Raw genomic sequence first — 16,866 nt, forward strand, 5'->3', positions numbered from 1 at the left:
GATTAAATTTTGTCAAAAAACTAATTTTGCTTATTGATCCAATGGCCCAGCGCTGCGGAGCGGTGGCCCGCAGGGCCAGACCGAGTTTTTTTGAGCGAAGCGAAAAAAACGCAGGGCCGAGCGAACAGCGAGCCGCGCAGCATAGCGGCGGCCAACCGAGGCGAAGCCGAGCTGGCCGCGGGCCCCAAAATAAAAACAGAAACAAATGTATAAATCAAAGCTCATTCATTTATTTGCCTTGCTTTCTGCCAGTCAGCGTTTAGGTATTAGAAAATGGTTGCAATCTCCAGCGCACAACCAACGAGCGGATATTTGGGCGCTTTGGACTTATATGGAAGATCAGGGGCCAGAGGCAGCGCCCAAAGCTTGGGAAAAAGCAAAAGTATTTGAGGCGATTTTTGGACGAACTTATAGGAAGGAAGAAGATTCGCTTTTGCGTTATGCCCAATCTTTTTTGTTGCAGCAAATTGAAGAATTTTTAATTGCCGAGCAGCTCGATCAAATGCCATTGTACAAAGCTGAGCTTTTGGCCAAAGCCTATCAGCAAATTGGGTTAAGCAAGCACTTAGGTCAACAGACCGATAAATGGGAACGGCAACTGGAGCGTCAGCCCCAGCGCGCATCAGCTTATCGTAAAGGGCAATACGCCTTGGCCAAATTGCGCTATAAAGAAGAAGCCAAAGCTGGAAAAAGTAGAAACGCGCCTAAAAATTTACCCGCTTTAGGACATTGGTTGGATAGCGAATATCGTCTGCGAAAATTGCGGCAAGCTTGTTTATTTCTGGCCCATCAGGCCGTTTATAAAACGCAATATGATTTTGGGTTGCTGCCTGCTGTTTTAGCACAAATCGAGGCACAAACAGAGTTGTTGGAAGACAAAGCTTTGGCGCTTTATTACCATTGTTATCGTCTACAATCTTCTGTAGACGCAGAAGAAGATTTTCGAGAGCTTAAGCGTTTGTTGTTAAGCGAAAAAAATATTTTGCCCGATGAACAATTGCGAGAACTTTATCAATTAGCTATAAATTTTTGTACCAAGCAAGTCAATTTACAGCGGCCTGGTTATGAAGACTACTTTGAAGAAATGTTTGCTCTTTACCGTGCTGGATTAAATGAAAACCTATTGCTTGAGCAGGGATTAATTAGCCCTTTTGCCTTTAAAAACATTGTTAGCGTAGGCCTTTGGCTCAAAGCATACGATTGGGTGGCAAATTTTATTAAAGATTATGAAAACGCTTTGCCCAAAGCTCATCAAGCGGCTTATGCCCGCTTTTCTTGGGCCAAACTCGCCTTGGAAAAAGAGCAGTATGCAAAAGCCCAAGAGCTGCTTTTGCAACAAGAGTTTGCCGACCTTTTTATGCAACTCAATGCGCGAGTGATGTTGCTCAAAATTTATTATGCGCTAGAAGAATTTGATCTTTTGGAATCCTTTTTGGCCAGCTTCCGAAGCTTTGTCAATAGAAAAAAAAGAGCGCAAAAATTGCGCTCCTATCATCAGGAAAATTATCTCAATATTATTAGCTTCTGCCGCAAATTATTGCAGCTCAATCCCTACGATCGCCAAGAGAAAAAAAACTTGCGGCAACAAATTGAAGATTGTAGCATTTTGACCGAAAGAAGATGGTTTCTTCAACAACTCTAATCCTTCATTATGAAATTATTTTTCGCCTCTCTTTTTCTTATTCTGCTTCATCTACTTCCACTAAATGCTCAATCTTATCTGAGTGTGACCGCCAAAAGAGGCGATGGTATTCTGGTCCTTTTAGGCCGCTATGGCTTGGATCGCAGCCCTTGCAACCTCAAAAAGTTTTGCCAGCTCAATAAACTCAAAGAAACTGATTACTTGATGGTGGGCAAAAATTATAAACTCCCCATTTTAGAATATAAATATAATGGAAAATCTATCCGCTCTACGGTCGGAATTTCAAGCTGGCAAAGGGCCAAACAAATTGAACGCTACAATGAAAGTATGGAGCTTTTTCGACTAAAAACAAGCTTCAAAACTAAAAATGCTCCTCTTTGGTACCCCCACCACCTAAAAGCTTGCGCAGTTAACTTAGAAGAACATATTCCCAAAGGCCGACATTTTTCCATTTTTGGGAAAGAATTTGCCGATGTCCCTTTAAAGGATAAAAAATTAGCCGGAGCCGTCTATTATTTGGTTTCTGGACATGGCGGGCCCGACCCCGGTGCTGTGGCTACTTATAAAGGAAAACCCATTTGCGAGGACGAATATGCTTATGATATTACTTTGCGATTGGCCCGTGAATTACTATCACATGGCGCTTTGGTCTACCTCATTGTTCGTGATGCCAATGATGGAATTCGACAATTGGAATATTTACCCAAAGATGAAGATGAACGCTGTTGGCCCAGCGAAACTATTCCAAAAGGACAAAGTGAACGCTTAAGCCAACGCTCTGATATCATCAATGAATTGTATCGAGAAAATTTGCGAAAAGGACTCTATTATCAACGCTTAGTAGAAATTCACGTCGATTCCCGCTCTAAAAAACAACGCATCGATTTGTTTTTCTATCATTATCCCGAAAGTCTGCGCGGCAGAGAACTCGCCCGCCGTTTGCATCAACATATTCGCGGAAAATATCAACAACATCGAGCCTCTGGAGAATATAAAGGCACCGTGAAAGCTCGTGATTTACACATGCTTCGAGAAGTTATTCCCACTCCCGTTTTTATTGAAGTTGGCAATATTCAAAACCCCAAAGACCAAAAACGCATTTTGCTGCCCGCCAACCGCCAAGCTCTGGCCGATTGGCTAGCCGAAGGCTTGATGAAAGATTATTAAGCCTTGTTTTTTTATTTTTTGGGGCTGCCCTTCACTTCGTTCAGGTCGGGCTGTGTCGCAGCTCGCTGATCGCTCGGCCCTGCGTTTTTTTCGCTGCGCTCAAAAAAACTGGGTCTGGCCTACGGCCACTGCTATCCATCCCTCAGCCAGCGGCCCTTCGGGCCTTTTTAGGACCAAAGAAAAAAGGGGCAAAAGGGCCAAAAGTAAAAATGCGGTTGAGCGGCCACAACAAGAACTTTAGTTCGCAGTTCGACGACCGTAGGGAGTAACCGCCTGCCTTAGGCAAGAGGCCCAAAAAAAACAAACTATTTCTGCGCCTTACCGACTAGATAAAATGCTACAAAAGTAAAAATGATATTGGGCGTCCAAACGCCCAAAAGTGGGGAGAGCCCACCATGAGTAGAAAAGGTCATAGAAAACTTAGACATAAAAATATAGAGCGCACAGACCAGCATCCCCATAACGATATGCATGCCCATTCCACCTCGGGTTTTTCGGGCCGCAATAGACACCCCAATGAGTGTAAGAATTAAAATGCTGAAGGGGTCGGCGGAGCGGCGATGATATTCGACTTCAAAAACTGTGGTACTGCCCAAACCTTTGGCTTTTTCCTGTTCGATATAAGCCAAGATTTCTCGGCTATTCATGGCATCTTTAAGGTTTTTTCGTCGGGCCAAATCGCCTGCATTTAGGGGCAACAGAGTATCCATTTTAGCTCCTTTAACAATAGCCTCTTGTAAGCCATCAACATAGCGAGCGTGATAGTTAATCAACTCCCATTTATTGGGATATTCAACTAATTTGATGCGGTTCGCCTCTAGTGTATAAGGGCGATCTACGCCATTACTATCATAGCGGATCAGGGCAAAATTGCGTCCTGTACTATCTTTTCGATTATAATGTTGGATATAAATTTCTTCTTGTGGGCTCACAAAAAGGTGAATATTATCCTTTGGGCCATCAAAGTTATTTTTCCGGATATAGGTGTTTTCGAAGCGAGTACGGTCCTTATTGAGTTCTGGAAAAATAAAGTGGTTGGCATAGAGGTGAAAGCCTGCAATAATAGCGGCGCCCATCATAAAAGGCCGCAACAGCCGCCAAAAGCTAATTCCATTACCAATAATGGCAATAATTTCAGAATTGGCGGCTAGGCGGGAGCAAAAATAAATGACCGCAATCAGGGCATAAAGTGGAAAAAGCATGCTACTGATATAGGGCACAAAATTGAGATAGTAGTCAAAGACCACCTCGGTCCATTTTGGGCCATTGGCTAAGCTATCCACCTTTTCTGAAAAATCAATAACTACCGTGAGCATGCCCATCAATAGAATGATAAAGAAAAAAGTGGCGAGATAGCGAAAAAGGATGTAGCGATCAATAATTTTTAGCATAAAAGGCTAGCGTTTTTGCTCTAAAATAGGCACCAATTCGTCTTTCCAAGCGCGGAAACTTCCATCTAAGATGCGTTCACGGGCTTCTCGGACCAGCTCCAGATAAAAGCTGAGGTTGTGCAAGGTAGCAATTTGCATCCCCAAAAGTTCATTGACGGTAAAGAGGTGACGCAAATAAGCTTTTGTATGTTGTTGGCTAGTGGGATTAGGCGCATCCTCATCAATAGGAGAGAAATCGTCCTTCCACTTTTTATTTTTGATATTGAGTTTTCCTTTGCGGGTAAAAATCAAACCATGACGAGCATTTCGAGTAGGCATCACACAATCAAACATATCCACGCCCAAAGCAATACACTCCAAAATATTGGCGGGAGTTCCCACGCCCATGAGATAACGGGGTTTATCCGTTGGCAATTGGCTACAGACCAAATCCGTCATGGCATACATTTCTTCTTTGGGCTCTCCCACCGAGAGTCCACCAATGGCAATCCCCAAATCGGCATATTGGGCCACAGTTTCGGCAGATTTTAGGCGCAAGTCCTTATATACACTTCCCTGTACAATTGGGAAAAGCGACTGCGGATAACCATATTTAGGTTCTGTTTCCTTAAAGCGAGTATAACAGCGCTTGAGCCAGCGATGTGTAAGCTCCATTGACTTTTTGGCGTAGCGATAATCGCAGGGATAAGGCGTACATTCGTCAAAGGCCATAATGATATCGGCCCCAATAGAACGCTGAATATCCATCACACCTTCTGGGCTAAACAAATGTTTGCTTCCATCAATATGAGAAGCGAAAGTAGCTCCTTCTTCTTTGATTTTTCGGCGGTGGGCCAATGAAAAAACCTGAAATCCCCCGCTATCGGTCAAAATAGGACCTTGCCAATTCATAAATTGATGCAATCCCCCCGCTTTTTCGAGCAGTTCGGTCCCTGGACGCAGATAAAGGTGATAGGTATTGCCCAAAATAATTTTGGCTTTAATATCTTCGCTCAACTCTTTTTGATGAACTCCTTTTACGGTTCCGATTGTCCCCACGGGCATAAAAATCGGGGTGGGAATCTGGCCATGCGCTGTTTGTAGTGTCCCTACGCGGGCCTGACTCTGCGGATCGCTATGTTCTAGCTCAAATTTCATTTCTGTATGCAGCTCGGGCATGCAATTAAGTTTTTTAATGATGTGGATCGCGCTTTTTGCTTTGACTTTCATTTTTTTTGGGCTCCAAATGGGCTTTGCCTATCGCTTTTATCAATGGGCCAAAGCGCCTCAAAAAACAGACAGCAATACACTGCCGCCCTTGAGTATTGTCGTACTGGCGCGTAATGAGGGCGCTAATTTACAGAAAAATTTACGGAAACTTTTAGCCCAAGATTATCCAATCTACGAGCTTGTTTGGGTAGATGACGACTCTAGCGACCAAAGTCCAGCTATTTTGGCCCAATTGGCCCAAGAAAACCCTAAACTTCGCCCTCTTTTTTATCGTGGAAAAAAATATTTGGGCAAAAAAGAAGCATTGCTTTGGGCTATCCCTCAAACTAAATACGACTGGATTTTATTGACCGATGCCGACGGCCAACCCGCCTCCCCCCTTTGGGCCAAAAAAATGATGCAAGCCCGCCCCGAAAATAGCCCGGGCCTCGTTTTGGGCTTTGGCCCCTACCTATCCGAAAAAACTTGGCTCAATAGCTGGATCCGCTACGAAACCGCTCTAGTCGCCCTCCAATACTTTTCGGCCGCTCACTATAATCAAGCCTATATGGGGGTGGGCCGAAATTTACTCTACCACAAAAAAGTCTTTGAAGCGGCAACCCCTGCCCTAGTCGCTAGCATAAATACCCCCTCTGGCGATGATGATATTTTGGTCTCTGCTGCCCAAAACTTCCCCATCCATAACTGCCTCGATCCCCAAGCCTTTGTTTATTCAGCCCCCAAAAAAACTTGGCGATCGCTCTTTCGCCAAAAACGCAGACACTACAGTAGCAGCGAGTTTTACCAAAATACGACTAAATGGATGCTCGCTTTTTGGTCGGCTAGCTTCCTCGGCCTGCCTTTTTGCGCCCTCGCCCTCTGCTTGGGGCCATTTCCCTATCTAGCCATCCTTTGGCCAATTAGAATTTTAATTTTTTATAGGGTTTGGCAAAAAACTTTGCTTACCTTAGAGCAAGATGATTTATGGGGCCAACTTTTTTGGGCCGAACTATTCGCCCTCCTCTATTACCCCTTTATGGCACTCCAATTTTTGCGAAAAAAGCCCAGCTACTGGAAATGAAAAAACTATCCGATAGAGCAGCCGAAGATTACCGCCTGGTAACCCTCGCTGTAGAAGAAAATGACCAAATGGCTTATGCCCAACTGATGGACCGCTACCGCAACTCCATCTTTCACATGATGCTCAAAATGGTCCGAAATAAAGATGATGCCGAAGATTTAACCATCGAAGCCTTTGGCAAAGCTTTCCGCCGACTAGAAAGCTATAGCCCTAGCTATGCCTTTAGTACTTGGCTCTTCAAAATTGCCAGCAATAACTGTATCGACTTTATCCGAAAGAAAAGAATGAAAATGCTCTCTATCGATGAGCCCGTTTCCGATGAAGGAGGTGCCGACTATAGCAACAGCCTAAAAGCCGATTTGCTGGACCCAGAGGAGCGCTTCATCCGACAGCAGCGCCGACGCATTATGCAGGAACTGATGGAGCGCATGAGCGATAAATATCGCCAAATGATTGAGCTGCGTTACTTTGAAGAACTTTCTTACCAAGAAATCGCCGAGCGACTCGATATGCCCCTGGGCACCGTCAAAGCTCAACTTTTTCGAGCAAAGGAGCTACTCTACGATATTCTTAAAAATGCAAAAGCCCAAAGAGGTTTATAAACAAGCTTTACTAAGCGACAACCGTCTTTCTCGCCTGCCGAGCAAGACGGTTTTTTTATTGCCCTGGGGCCCGCGGCCGCCCTTTATAGCGGGGCGGCCGCCGCTAGGCTGCGGGGCTCGCAGGTCTGCTCGGCCCTTCGCCAGCTTTGCTGGCTCGGTCTGGCGCTGCGCGCCACCCTGTCGCATCGCTGGGCCATTTGGCCTACGGCCAAGGGCGGCTCCGCCGCCCTCTCTGGACCAAAAAATAGTTGATTTCTTTAGCCCAATTTTCTATCTACTCAAAAAAATGCTTCTATTTTTGGCACACTCTTGGAAAATGGAGCCGCAGATTGACCTTAACTTTTGAACTTATCATTATAAAACTACTTAACGCTCATGCGAATTTTTATTACTTTTTTCAGCCTTTGCCTCCTTATGGCCTCTTGTATTGTTGTTGATCCCTCTGCTATTGGTAATGGCGGCGGTGTGGTTTTGGGCGGCCCCGTACCAGGCTATACCGGAAGACTAGGCTGCAATGCCCCAATCACGAACAATCAATTCCAAAGAACTCGACAAAATTTAGCCAGCTACAGTAGTAGCTTCGACCGTATGGATGTCGCGAAAGCACAAATGCCCCGAGAAGGTTGCTATACCGTCTCCCAAATTAGACAACTGGTTACACTTTGGTCTAGCTCCTTTGATCGAGAAGATTTTCTCCATTTTGCCTATAGCTACACTTATGACATAGACAATTATGTAGACCTTCAAGATGTATTCACAAGCAGTATTGACCGCAAAGAATTTGTAGAATGGTGCTACAACCACTAGCAAAAAAGGATCTACCTAAGAGGTAGATCCTTTTTTGTTCTACCCTAAAATTCAATCACAGAAAAACAAAGCAACTTCCTTATCTTGCGCCAACAACAACAACTAAACTATGAAAAAACTAAGTTTGGCGCTACTCCTTTTTATTGGCGCCTGTTCTCCCTCAGAAATAGAACAAACAGACATGCAAACAAATCCCCAAGAAAACAAAAACCTTCGAGGAGATATTCAGTTAGAGATGCATAAAGCCTCTATTGAAGAATTGGTCCAAATCTACGAGTCTAAAGAACGAGATGAGTATCAACAACCCAGCAAAGTGCTGGCTTATATGGGCGAGCTATCGGGCAAAAAAATTATGGACATTGGTGCTGGTTCTGGCTACTTTTCTGTAAAATTTGCTGCTGCTGGCGCTCAAGTTATTGCAGCAGATGTAGACACTGGTTTTCAGAATTATTTACACAAACGCATTGTTCAAGATAAAATTGAAAATATTGAGCTCCGACTTCTACCTTATAACTCGCCAAAAATTAGTGCTCAAGAAGTAGATTGGGTCTTTATTAGCAATACATATCAACATATTGAAGATCGCGTTGCCTACTTTAAGGCTGTAAAAAGAGGCCTAAAAGAAGGTGGGCAGCTCCTCATTATAGACTTTTTTAAAAAGGAACTGCCTATTGGTCCTGCCATGGACCATAAAATCAAGAAAGAACAAGTATTAGAAGAGCTTAAGGCTGCAGGCTTTGTCAATTTTGAGCTAAAAGAAGAACTCCTGCCTTATCAATATGTAATTAAAGCTAAATAGCGTTGTCTGTTTCAACTACAAAAAAGAGGGAGAAAAATCTTTATGATTTTTCTCCCTCTTGCTATTTAAAAGCCACTAATTGAAAGGGGATTTAAGAGCCATGAAAACAACTAAGGTTGTGCGGCTAAGGCCAAATAAAAGCCCTGCCACTTCTATCCTTTAATTTAATTTTTTATTGTCTGCAGTTCGACGGCTGAAAGGAGTACCCCCAAAAAAAGTAAAATCTAACTTCAGCGCTCCAAAATTTCTAATATTTCTGCTGCATTGATGGGAAAACACTGTTCGCCGTAGTTCTCTGTCCAAGCAGGTATAGCCTGTTTCATTTTTTCCTGTAGAAACTCATCCTCTTTACTAAAGAGAGATTGTAACAACAGCATATAATGTATATGAGCATTTAATGCTATGCTTTCTTCAAAAATATATTCGCCTAATCGGTCAAGAATATATTTAACTCTATGAGGCTCTTTTCCTTGATAAAAATCTTTGAATAGTAGTCTGTTTTGGAGTCGAAAAAAATACTCCTTTAAGAAATCGGCCCATTGATTATCATCTTGACTAAACAAAAGTTGATCAAATTCATCATGGGCTAAAATTACCTCTTCTAATATTTCCAGATCAGATTTTGTTAGTTGTTGCAAGAAGAAAGACCAAGGTTCGTCTTGTTGCTTTCCTTTTAAAAAGTTTTGGACCAGTTCTCGAGTTTTTTTATTTCGCTTCTCTATGGGCGAGTACAAAAGGCCGTAAAAGAGTTCTTCTGCTAAGCGCATATTAACGATTTTCCCTGATTTCACCGCTAACAAATAGTTATTCCAGTGCTCTTCTTCAGCAAAAAGCAGCAGCTCTTTGATTGCACGATCATTATCTTCGGGATATGTGGCTAGTTCTTTCACTAAAAAATCCAAATGCATTTTTTGGGTTTCTTCATCTAGAAGCCAGACTTTTTTGTTTAACTCATAGATAGTCCCTTTTATTTCTGCTCCTAGTGAGGAGTCCTTATTGCCATAAGTTTGCAGAAGTTGTAAACAAATTTTAAGATCTGCAGGAACAGCTGTAACAAATAAAACCCAAGAAGCTAGTTTATAGTCTGGAAATGAATATTCCAAGGGGCATTGCATTGGAGGGGCATTTAAAATTGCTATGGATTTCTTTCTTATTTCCGTCCATAAAGAATGTAAGGGGTTATTAAAATTGCGCCCACTACTATCTAAGGTAATGGCCCTAGCCGCAACAAAACCAAATGAAAAAATATCATTCGGATACTCATGTAGTAACTGCTTAGCATAAGCTAAATGTTTAGAAGGATCTTTTTCTTCCAAAAATTGCGTCACTAAAGCTTTGTTCTCTACATAGTCTAGGTAGCCAGAATCCCAGGTAATTAGGTGTATCATTATTATTTTTGTCTTTAATTTTATTCTGCTTTTCAAATTACGGTTTTCTCCTTGCTCTTTTGGGATCGCCACAGCAAAAAGAAAGCTCTGCTAAATACAAAAAAATAAGCTGGGGGTTTCAAACCTCGGCTCATTTGGCGGTTGTTGTTTTGTTTTTTTACAGACCAGTGGATTAAAACCCACAGCAAAAAAGATGGCCGTTCTACATCCAAAAAAATGAGCCGATGGTTAAAACCATCGGCTCATAAAATGCAGCAGAAAAAATTCTGTTGTTTTTAACCCAATTGCTAATTGAAAGCCGCTATTTGAAAGGGGGATTTGAGGGCCGAAGAAAAAAGACCAGAGAAAAAACTAAAGTTGTGCGGCCTAGCGATGTGCAGCAGTGGCCGCAGGCCAGACCCAGCAAAAAACTTGTTTTTTTGCGCAGGGCCGAGCGAATAGCGAGCTGCGAAACGTAGCGCCGACGAGCGCAGCGAGGCGGAGGCCCCAAAACAGCAGCGAGCTGCGACAACCAGCCTCAAAGAGGCGCCAGTTCGACGAAGTAAACGACAACAAGAACTTTAGTTCGCAGTTCGACGACCGTAGGGAGTAACCGCCGACGAGCGTAGCGAGGCGGAGGCTCCAAAAATTAGCATTCCCAAATTTTTCTCTCTGCATCTTTGGCGCAGGACAAAAATCGATTTTGGTCCAATGGAAGGAGTTCTTGAATATTCGTCTCATGTGCATTCTCCAAAATAAAATCTTCGCCCGTTTTTAGATTCCAAATCATGATCGAATTAGCCTGATAACTAAGGTAAAAGGATGTATTGAGCAGGCAACCTTCATTAGAAAAGCCCTGAAGACTATTTTTTATATCTCCCGTTTTTTTGTCCCAGATAATATGCTGTCCATCTATAGATTTCGATAATAAAAGTTCATCATTGATCGGCCAAACATGAAGAAGCAGACTTTTGTGTTGCTCAAAGCAAAGAGTGAGCAAAAAATTAGTCCAAACATAAATTCTATGCTGATTATCCCAAGCAATAATTGTTTCCTCCTCTAAAACTAAGGCAAAACGAATTGGTTTTTTATTTCCCTTCAGTTCTCGTTTTAAAACTCCTTTGGGTGACCAAATTCTTAAGGCAGTTCCCCAACTAAGTAGTTCGTCTTCATTCAATAAACAAGCTCCTTCTATATTAAAATTTTCTTCCCATAGACTAATTTTTACTGCGCCGCTCAAATAATTCCAAAAATCTAGCTCAATACTTCCCCAACTTACAAGCCAGTCATATTTTTGCCAAAGCAAAAAAGGCGGCTGCGCTGAATTCCTATAATAATCCATAACGGCTTGCTCCAGTATAGAAATTTCTCGCTCATTTTCTACCTCCCAAATAGATATGTCGCCCTCCGCATCCCATGCTATAATTCGTTGTTCATCCCAAGCTTGAGCCCCCAAAAAGCTTCTGTTTACATTTTCTAATAATTTGTAGTTAGAAAATGTCTTTCTGTCCCAAACGTTAATTTGTCCATCATAGGCAATAGAAACAATAAATTGTTCTTTCCATACAAAAGCCTGTGTAACAGGCGTATGATGTTGTTTAATTAGTTTTTGTCTTCCATCTTCTAAAGCATAGAGACAAATTGTTCCTTCATCAGACCAGCTTAGTAATTCATTTCTCTTTGAAAAAAAAAGATTTCCATTAATTGTACTTTCTAGACTCCTTATCGTTTTGACAAGTTTAATCATTATCAATGTATTGCCCGGGTTATCGATCTAGTTAATTCAGCTTTAAGTACAGGACAAAAGCCGAATTTCTCTCGGAATAGCTAAGAAATTGAGTAAATGATCGAAGCCACCTCTAAAGATACTGTACAGTTTGACTTTTCTCTTTCTTATTTTTTTTACAGGTATTGTATATCCATTTTCAATTAACCATTCTCCCGTTTTAAGGGCCCAAATAAAGGATTTAAGACTTATGTTATATCAAAAACATCCTGTAGACTTTCCCCATAAATTTCGGGAGGAATTGCTTCTGTACCATTTCTGACTATTCGACTTAGCCAGCGACTAATTTCTTCTTGATTAAATGTTTTGCCCAGAACAAATTTTTTAAGCTGAAAGAGTCTGGGCCTAATCATTGAGGGATCCAAGGGATTGATTAAGTCTTCTTGGTTGTTTAAGGCGGTTTGCTCTGGAAAAAAATTAAACTTAACGATAAAAGAAGGCTGCTTTCTTACTAAAAAGTGTACTCTAGCGCTAATATTTTTTATTTCGGGCTTATTCGGGTCATTTTCAATATCTTCAATTTCTGCATCGGCCTCTCTTCGATCCATATAGTCACGCATAATTTGGTAGGCATAATTTTCTAGGCATTCCTCATCATACTTCATAAAGGTATCAATTCTCACAGAGAAGTTTCGTTGCTCAAAAAACATTTCGGGAGTGTATAACCTTATCTTTTGTTGACTTTGATAAAGGTATTCTGCTTCTAATTCTTGGGGCAAAAAAACGCTTGGAAGATAACTTTTTATTTTTTCAAGCAAATGTTGGATGAGGAGTTCAATTAACTCCAGAGACAAAGCCTCCTTCGTCAAGTAGATATAATGTTTATTGCGTCTATCAAAAGATAGATTTTTTTCAGGCGGAATATTTTCGAGCTGAGTTTTAAAAAAGGCATCTAGCCGCCATAGTTCGACATAATAAGGATCTGTAATATCAAATTTTGGAAACAGTACTTCAAAATGGAGACGATACTTATCTTTTTGGGCTAAGTCTGTATTATTCAGCTCTTCTAGGCCCAAAAAGTTGAGACTTAGTTCTTCAGTAAGTTTGTATTTGCTGATCATATTATTTTATGGTTTGACAACATCAATATGGTAATTGATATATCCTTCAAAATTCTCATTATTTCTTATCTCCTCCCAAGTCGCTGTTTCAGTTTTTTCTTCTAGATTGATTTGCATTCCTGTACCTCCAATGCCCCCTCTTTTTGGTGCAGGTCCTCGTCCTCTAAAATTATCTCCACCTCCTACATTAAGTGCATTTTGCTTACTCACCAATTTGCTAGCAGCAGATGCCGAAATTGCTACTCGTTCCTCTACTTTAGCAGAAGTTGTTTTTGCCCATTGCAAACTTCCACTCACCATAACCAAAGTATGTCCTAACTTATTATCAAGGCTTACAAAGCTGCTAGGATCTACAAATGCTAAAACCTTATCATCTATTTGTTTTTGTCTTTCAGCAACTATTTCTTCAACAGCTTCTTTTGATAAGTCGTCTAAATCGCCCAATAAACCAACAAACGTGGGATCTGTAATTGCTAAATCCTCCAAGGAGGCAATTAAATTCTTTACCAGAGGCATCCAATCCTCACGAGTTTTTAATTTATTTAGCGCATTCTTCTTTTTCGCATGCTGAAGTACCGCTTCAAATTGACTATTTACATTGGTTAAATCCTTTGTTGTAATTCCTGCTGTTTCTAAAGCGGCTTTTGTGTCCTTTATTTTTTGGTGCAAATTTTTTGCCTGCTTAGAAGCCATACGGATTTCGCCCTGACGAATAAACAAGGTATGATCTTCTCCATTCATTGTAAATGAGATGGTAATTTCATCTACTTCTTTTTCCTCTTCTTCTTCCTCTTTCCGCTTATCCTTCCCATTCCCTTTAAACCAGGCTTTAGCCTTATCTATCAAGCCCGTAATCGCATCATCAATGCGTTTGCGAATAGAACCTACAATTTCTTGTACTTTATCTGATAGGCCATCAATTCCCAATAAAGAGGCTAAAAAGTCGATTAAAATAGGGACCGTACTTGCCATGGCCCCCTCTACGGCCTGTGCTACAAAGCCTACATCTCCTGCAGCAATAGCCGCTAAAGAGTCAATGATAGATTGCACTAAAGCCATAATTTGGCTGCCATTTTCGATAAAGAATTTGACAATATCTATAATGGCCATGGCCGCCTTAACAAAAGCACCTGCTGGAGTCAACAAGCCGATAATCCATTCAATTCCGGCCTGGAATACTGCTGTAATTAAAAACTCTTGAATTCCACCAAGAACAACTTCCTGAAGATTGCCCAACTGTCCTTGAATCTAGGCTAGATTTTTATTTTTGTATTTTAAGAAGCGCTACCCTGCTCCACAGCAACAACTTTTAGTTTTGCTCCCAATTTTTTAAAATAGAAATTGTAAATGTAGGGATTAGACAACCTATGCCCTTGCAAGCAACTATTTTCATAAAAAAACAACTCTATGCGAATAAGTTTTTTGGGGCCAAGGGCTTTCCTAATGAAAATATCTAAATGATCTGTCCTGATATTCGCATCTAATGGAATTGTATCCATTATTGTAAAATTTTCCTGTTTTGCTCTTTTACCTATAGCCAAGAACTGCCCTTCATCATCAATAAGACGCAAATTAGTCTTGCCTAAATCTTGACTTTTACGCACCAACTCTACAAATTGACTACTTTTAAAAATGGCGGACAAAAACTCATCCTTTTTTTTGAGCTCCCTAGCCATTTGTTGGCCTCTTTTGGCCTTTATTTTAGGTAGCTCATCTCCAAAGTTTATTTCAGACAGAGGAAAAATATTTTCTGCCAGTAAAATGGGGGTATCTCCTTGCGTGTCAAAATAAAATTTAGCCAGATGAGGTTTTTCTGCACTACAGTCCATTTTACAAAAAAACAACGCTAGCTGTTCTATACTGCCAATTTTCTTCCGCTCTAAAATGATAAGATCAAAAAAAGGGGCTGCATTGATATTCCTTGGAAAATCTTTTGCTACTGAGAGCGGCTTTCCAGCTCTGCACAAGCGCAGTGCAGCAAAAGAAGCGGTTTGATCAAAGATGCGCAGACTTAAATAAGCCAGATTTTTCTTTCTAGCCAATAAAAAGGGCTTTAAAGATGCTCCATCTATAATTTGTTGCAACATCTTTTCCTCCATAGTCCGCTTTGCATCCCTTAAGCCTTTGCATTGAAGCTCAGAAAAATAATGCTCAAATTCGTCTTCCAAATCTTCTTGAGCATGCAAAAAACTTAAGCTACTTAAAACAGCTAAAATCAATGCTATTGCTTTCATTAAACTACCGTTTTGGCAAGGTTGGAATAATAGAGGGGTTTTTCAGCTCTGGTGCATCCTTTGTTGGCAAAGCCCTACCATCAGGTTGTAATTCAAATAATTTCCCTTTTTCTACAGAAAATAAAGTCTGAACAGCTTCTATTAAAGATGTTTTATCCATTGGTGTTATAGTATTACCTAAAATCATATCTCTATTTCCAAGGATATAGGACTCTGCGGCATTTCCTTCGTCAAATTCATCATAACCATCTCCTTCTGAATCCAAATTTTTTTCTTTGGGGATATTATTAACCTCATCATAGTCTATACCGTCTCTACCATCTCCATAATGAACATACTCCTCCCAAAATGTACTCATAATAACTAGTAAACTTGCTTTTTTGCCAAGGTCTGTAGATTTATTTTGCTTTGACATTTCTTCTTCAAATGCAATAATTAAAGTTTCATCCAACACTATATAATGTTCACTGTTAGCCTGTTCAAAAACACCTTCTCCTCCCGAACCATGTCCTCGTACATACTGCCCGTTTTGCCCGTCAGTCATATCTCTAATAACGATTAACGGACTACTACCTTCACCCCAAGTTGCATCCTTTTCAACTTGTTCTGGGGTAAGATTTCCTCCTGAAAATCGTTCCAAGGCCTCCAGAATCAGTTCGTTATTCATTAAATCATTTTTAATATTATTTTCGATATAACTAACAAAATAAGGATATTTTTCTCGATATTCTTCTAATAACTCTTTAGGGAATTTAAAATTTGGTTTTTGATCCACTTCAGCCAGTTCGCCCTCCCCATATAAAGGAGGATAAGCCTCATAGCCATTTTCATAACCCGCCGTATAACTCATCGGATAAGCGGCCTCCGTAGATTCAATGCTGTTTTTTTGTCCTTGTACTGCTCCTAAACCCTGCTTCTCCTGCTGTTTTTGTAATTGCTTTGCCATGGGGATATTTTTTTGAGGATAACTTCTTTCTGTTTATTTATTTAAGTTTTTTTTTGGGGCCTCCGCCTCGCTGCGCTCGTCGGCGCTACGTTTCGCAGCTCGCTATTCGCTCGGCCCTTCAGCGCTATGCGCTTTGGTCTGGCCTGACGGCCACTGCTGCACATCGCTAGGCCAAATGCCCCCCCTTTTCTTCAACTATTTATTGTTCAACAAACTTTCATAAAAAGAAATATCGGCCAATAGTAATTCACTACCAAAAACTGCCGCTCCCTTCAAAGCCTGTTTGTGCAAAATCTTCTGCTGATAAAAAGGATGACTATTTTTAAGTAAATGGCTATAAGCCAAACGACTCTTTATATCTTGCCCAAAGAGTAAATACAAAAAAGTATTGCCCGTTGGTAAATAATAGCCCAAATTGGGGTCACGAAAAAGCGCAAATTCTAAAAATTTAGGCGTGTCATAACGCACAAAAAGAACTTTGGTCTCCAAATCATTTGTGGCCGCCTTTAAATGTGCCAGCGCCTCAGTCAAATAAAAAGGCTCAGCATGCGGAATAATACTCAAGATGAGCAATAAACGCTCAGCAATAGAAATATTATGCTTGATAATAAATTGTCCGTAGCTATCCCGCTCATCTACAATAGAAGGTGGTGGAAGTTGCGCCAAAGTCACTGTTTGCTCTTGACTATAGCGATTTACAGCCCATTGTAAACGATAATCCAAGACGGCTTTCAACCAAGCCAAGTCTCTCTCTAAATTTTTCATCTGTCTTTTTGTTCTATTGATCTTCACGAA

Annotated in this window: 15 protein-coding genes; 6 read left to right on the forward strand and 9 right to left on the reverse strand. The window is 41.0% G+C overall.

Annotated features, from left to right (window positions below; genetic code table 11):
* Positions 1 to 205: 205 nt before the first annotated feature.
* Positions 206 to 1,642 (forward strand): hypothetical protein, encoded by a 1,437-nt coding sequence (locus PPO43_RS15810; protein ID WP_272619569.1) that lies wholly within the window; start codon positions 206 to 208, stop codon positions 1,640 to 1,642.
* Positions 1,643 to 1,651: 9 nt separating this feature from the next.
* Positions 1,652 to 2,809 carry an N-acetylmuramoyl-L-alanine amidase family protein gene (locus PPO43_RS15815; protein ID WP_272619570.1) on the forward strand — a complete coding sequence of 386 codons (1,158 nt, stop codon included), beginning with the start codon at positions 1,652 to 1,654 and terminating at the stop codon, positions 2,807 to 2,809.
* A gap of 305 nt (positions 2,810 to 3,114) precedes the next feature.
* Here PPO43_RS15815 and PPO43_RS15820 read toward each other — a convergent pair whose 3' ends face one another.
* Both PPO43_RS15820 and tgt read right to left on the reverse strand, forming a co-directional pair.
* Complete coding sequence (locus PPO43_RS15820) at positions 3,115 to 4,200, reverse strand: LptF/LptG family permease (protein ID WP_272619572.1); 1,086 nt, start codon at positions 4,198 to 4,200, stop codon at positions 3,115 to 3,117.
* A 6-nt stretch (positions 4,201 to 4,206) separates the two neighbouring features.
* The gene (gene tgt, locus PPO43_RS15825) at positions 4,207 to 5,337 is read right to left on the reverse strand and encodes a tRNA guanosine(34) transglycosylase Tgt (RefSeq protein ID WP_442985464.1); all 1,131 of its coding nucleotides are present in this window, start codon (positions 5,335 to 5,337) and stop codon (positions 4,207 to 4,209) included.
* 37 nt (positions 5,338 to 5,374) lie between these two features.
* Between tgt and PPO43_RS15830 the strand changes: the two genes are divergently transcribed.
* From PPO43_RS15830 to PPO43_RS15845, 4 genes are all read left to right on the forward strand, one after another.
* Entirely contained in the window at positions 5,375 to 6,469 is a 1,095-nt protein-coding gene (locus PPO43_RS15830; protein WP_272619575.1) for a glycosyltransferase, read from the forward strand.
* Entirely contained in the window at positions 6,466 to 7,071 is a 606-nt protein-coding gene (locus PPO43_RS15835; RefSeq protein WP_272619577.1) for a sigma-70 family RNA polymerase sigma factor, read from the forward strand. The genes PPO43_RS15830 and PPO43_RS15835 overlap by 4 nt, the downstream gene beginning before the upstream one ends.
* Before the next feature lie 375 nt (positions 7,072 to 7,446).
* Positions 7,447 to 7,878 carry a DUF4476 domain-containing protein gene (locus tag PPO43_RS15840; RefSeq protein WP_272619579.1) on the forward strand — a complete coding sequence of 144 codons (432 nt, stop codon included), beginning with the start codon at positions 7,447 to 7,449 and terminating at the stop codon, positions 7,876 to 7,878.
* Positions 7,879 to 7,987: 109 nt separating this feature from the next.
* Positions 7,988 to 8,677: a class I SAM-dependent methyltransferase gene (locus tag PPO43_RS15845; protein WP_272619581.1), complete on the forward strand. Its 690-nt coding sequence runs from the start codon at positions 7,988 to 7,990 to the stop codon at positions 8,675 to 8,677.
* A gap of 230 nt (positions 8,678 to 8,907) precedes the next feature.
* On the opposite strand, the gene PPO43_RS15850 is transcribed toward PPO43_RS15845, so the two are convergent.
* From PPO43_RS15850 to PPO43_RS15880, 7 genes are all read right to left on the reverse strand, one after another.
* A complete protein-coding gene (locus PPO43_RS15850) occupies positions 8,908 to 10,065 on the reverse strand; it encodes a hypothetical protein (protein WP_272619583.1) in 1,158 nt (385 codons plus the stop codon).
* A gap of 628 nt (positions 10,066 to 10,693) precedes the next feature.
* A complete protein-coding gene (locus tag PPO43_RS15855) occupies positions 10,694 to 11,791 on the reverse strand; it encodes a hypothetical protein (protein ID WP_272619585.1) in 1,098 nt (365 codons plus the stop codon).
* A 227-nt stretch (positions 11,792 to 12,018) separates the two neighbouring features.
* On the reverse strand, positions 12,019 to 12,891 hold the full coding sequence (locus tag PPO43_RS15860) for a hypothetical protein (protein ID WP_272619587.1): 873 nt from the start codon (positions 12,889 to 12,891) through the stop codon (positions 12,019 to 12,021).
* Positions 12,892 to 12,897: 6 nt separating this feature from the next.
* Positions 12,898 to 14,127 carry a hypothetical protein gene (locus PPO43_RS15865; protein ID WP_272619589.1) on the reverse strand — a complete coding sequence of 410 codons (1,230 nt, stop codon included), beginning with the start codon at positions 14,125 to 14,127 and terminating at the stop codon, positions 12,898 to 12,900.
* Between the two features lie 38 nt (positions 14,128 to 14,165).
* The gene (locus PPO43_RS15870) at positions 14,166 to 15,125 is read right to left on the reverse strand and encodes a hypothetical protein (protein ID WP_272619591.1); all 960 of its coding nucleotides are present in this window, start codon (positions 15,123 to 15,125) and stop codon (positions 14,166 to 14,168) included.
* A 4-nt stretch (positions 15,126 to 15,129) separates the two neighbouring features.
* Positions 15,130 to 16,071 carry a hypothetical protein gene (locus PPO43_RS15875; RefSeq protein WP_272619593.1) on the reverse strand — a complete coding sequence of 314 codons (942 nt, stop codon included), beginning with the start codon at positions 16,069 to 16,071 and terminating at the stop codon, positions 15,130 to 15,132.
* Positions 16,072 to 16,266: 195 nt separating this feature from the next.
* The gene (locus PPO43_RS15880; protein WP_272619595.1) at positions 16,267 to 16,836 is read right to left on the reverse strand and encodes a hypothetical protein; all 570 of its coding nucleotides are present in this window, start codon (positions 16,834 to 16,836) and stop codon (positions 16,267 to 16,269) included.
* Positions 16,837 to 16,866 lie beyond the last annotated feature (30 nt).

The organism is Saprospira sp. CCB-QB6 (genome assembly GCF_028464065.1).
Classification (GTDB): Bacteria; Bacteroidota; Bacteroidia; order Chitinophagales; family Saprospiraceae; genus Saprospira.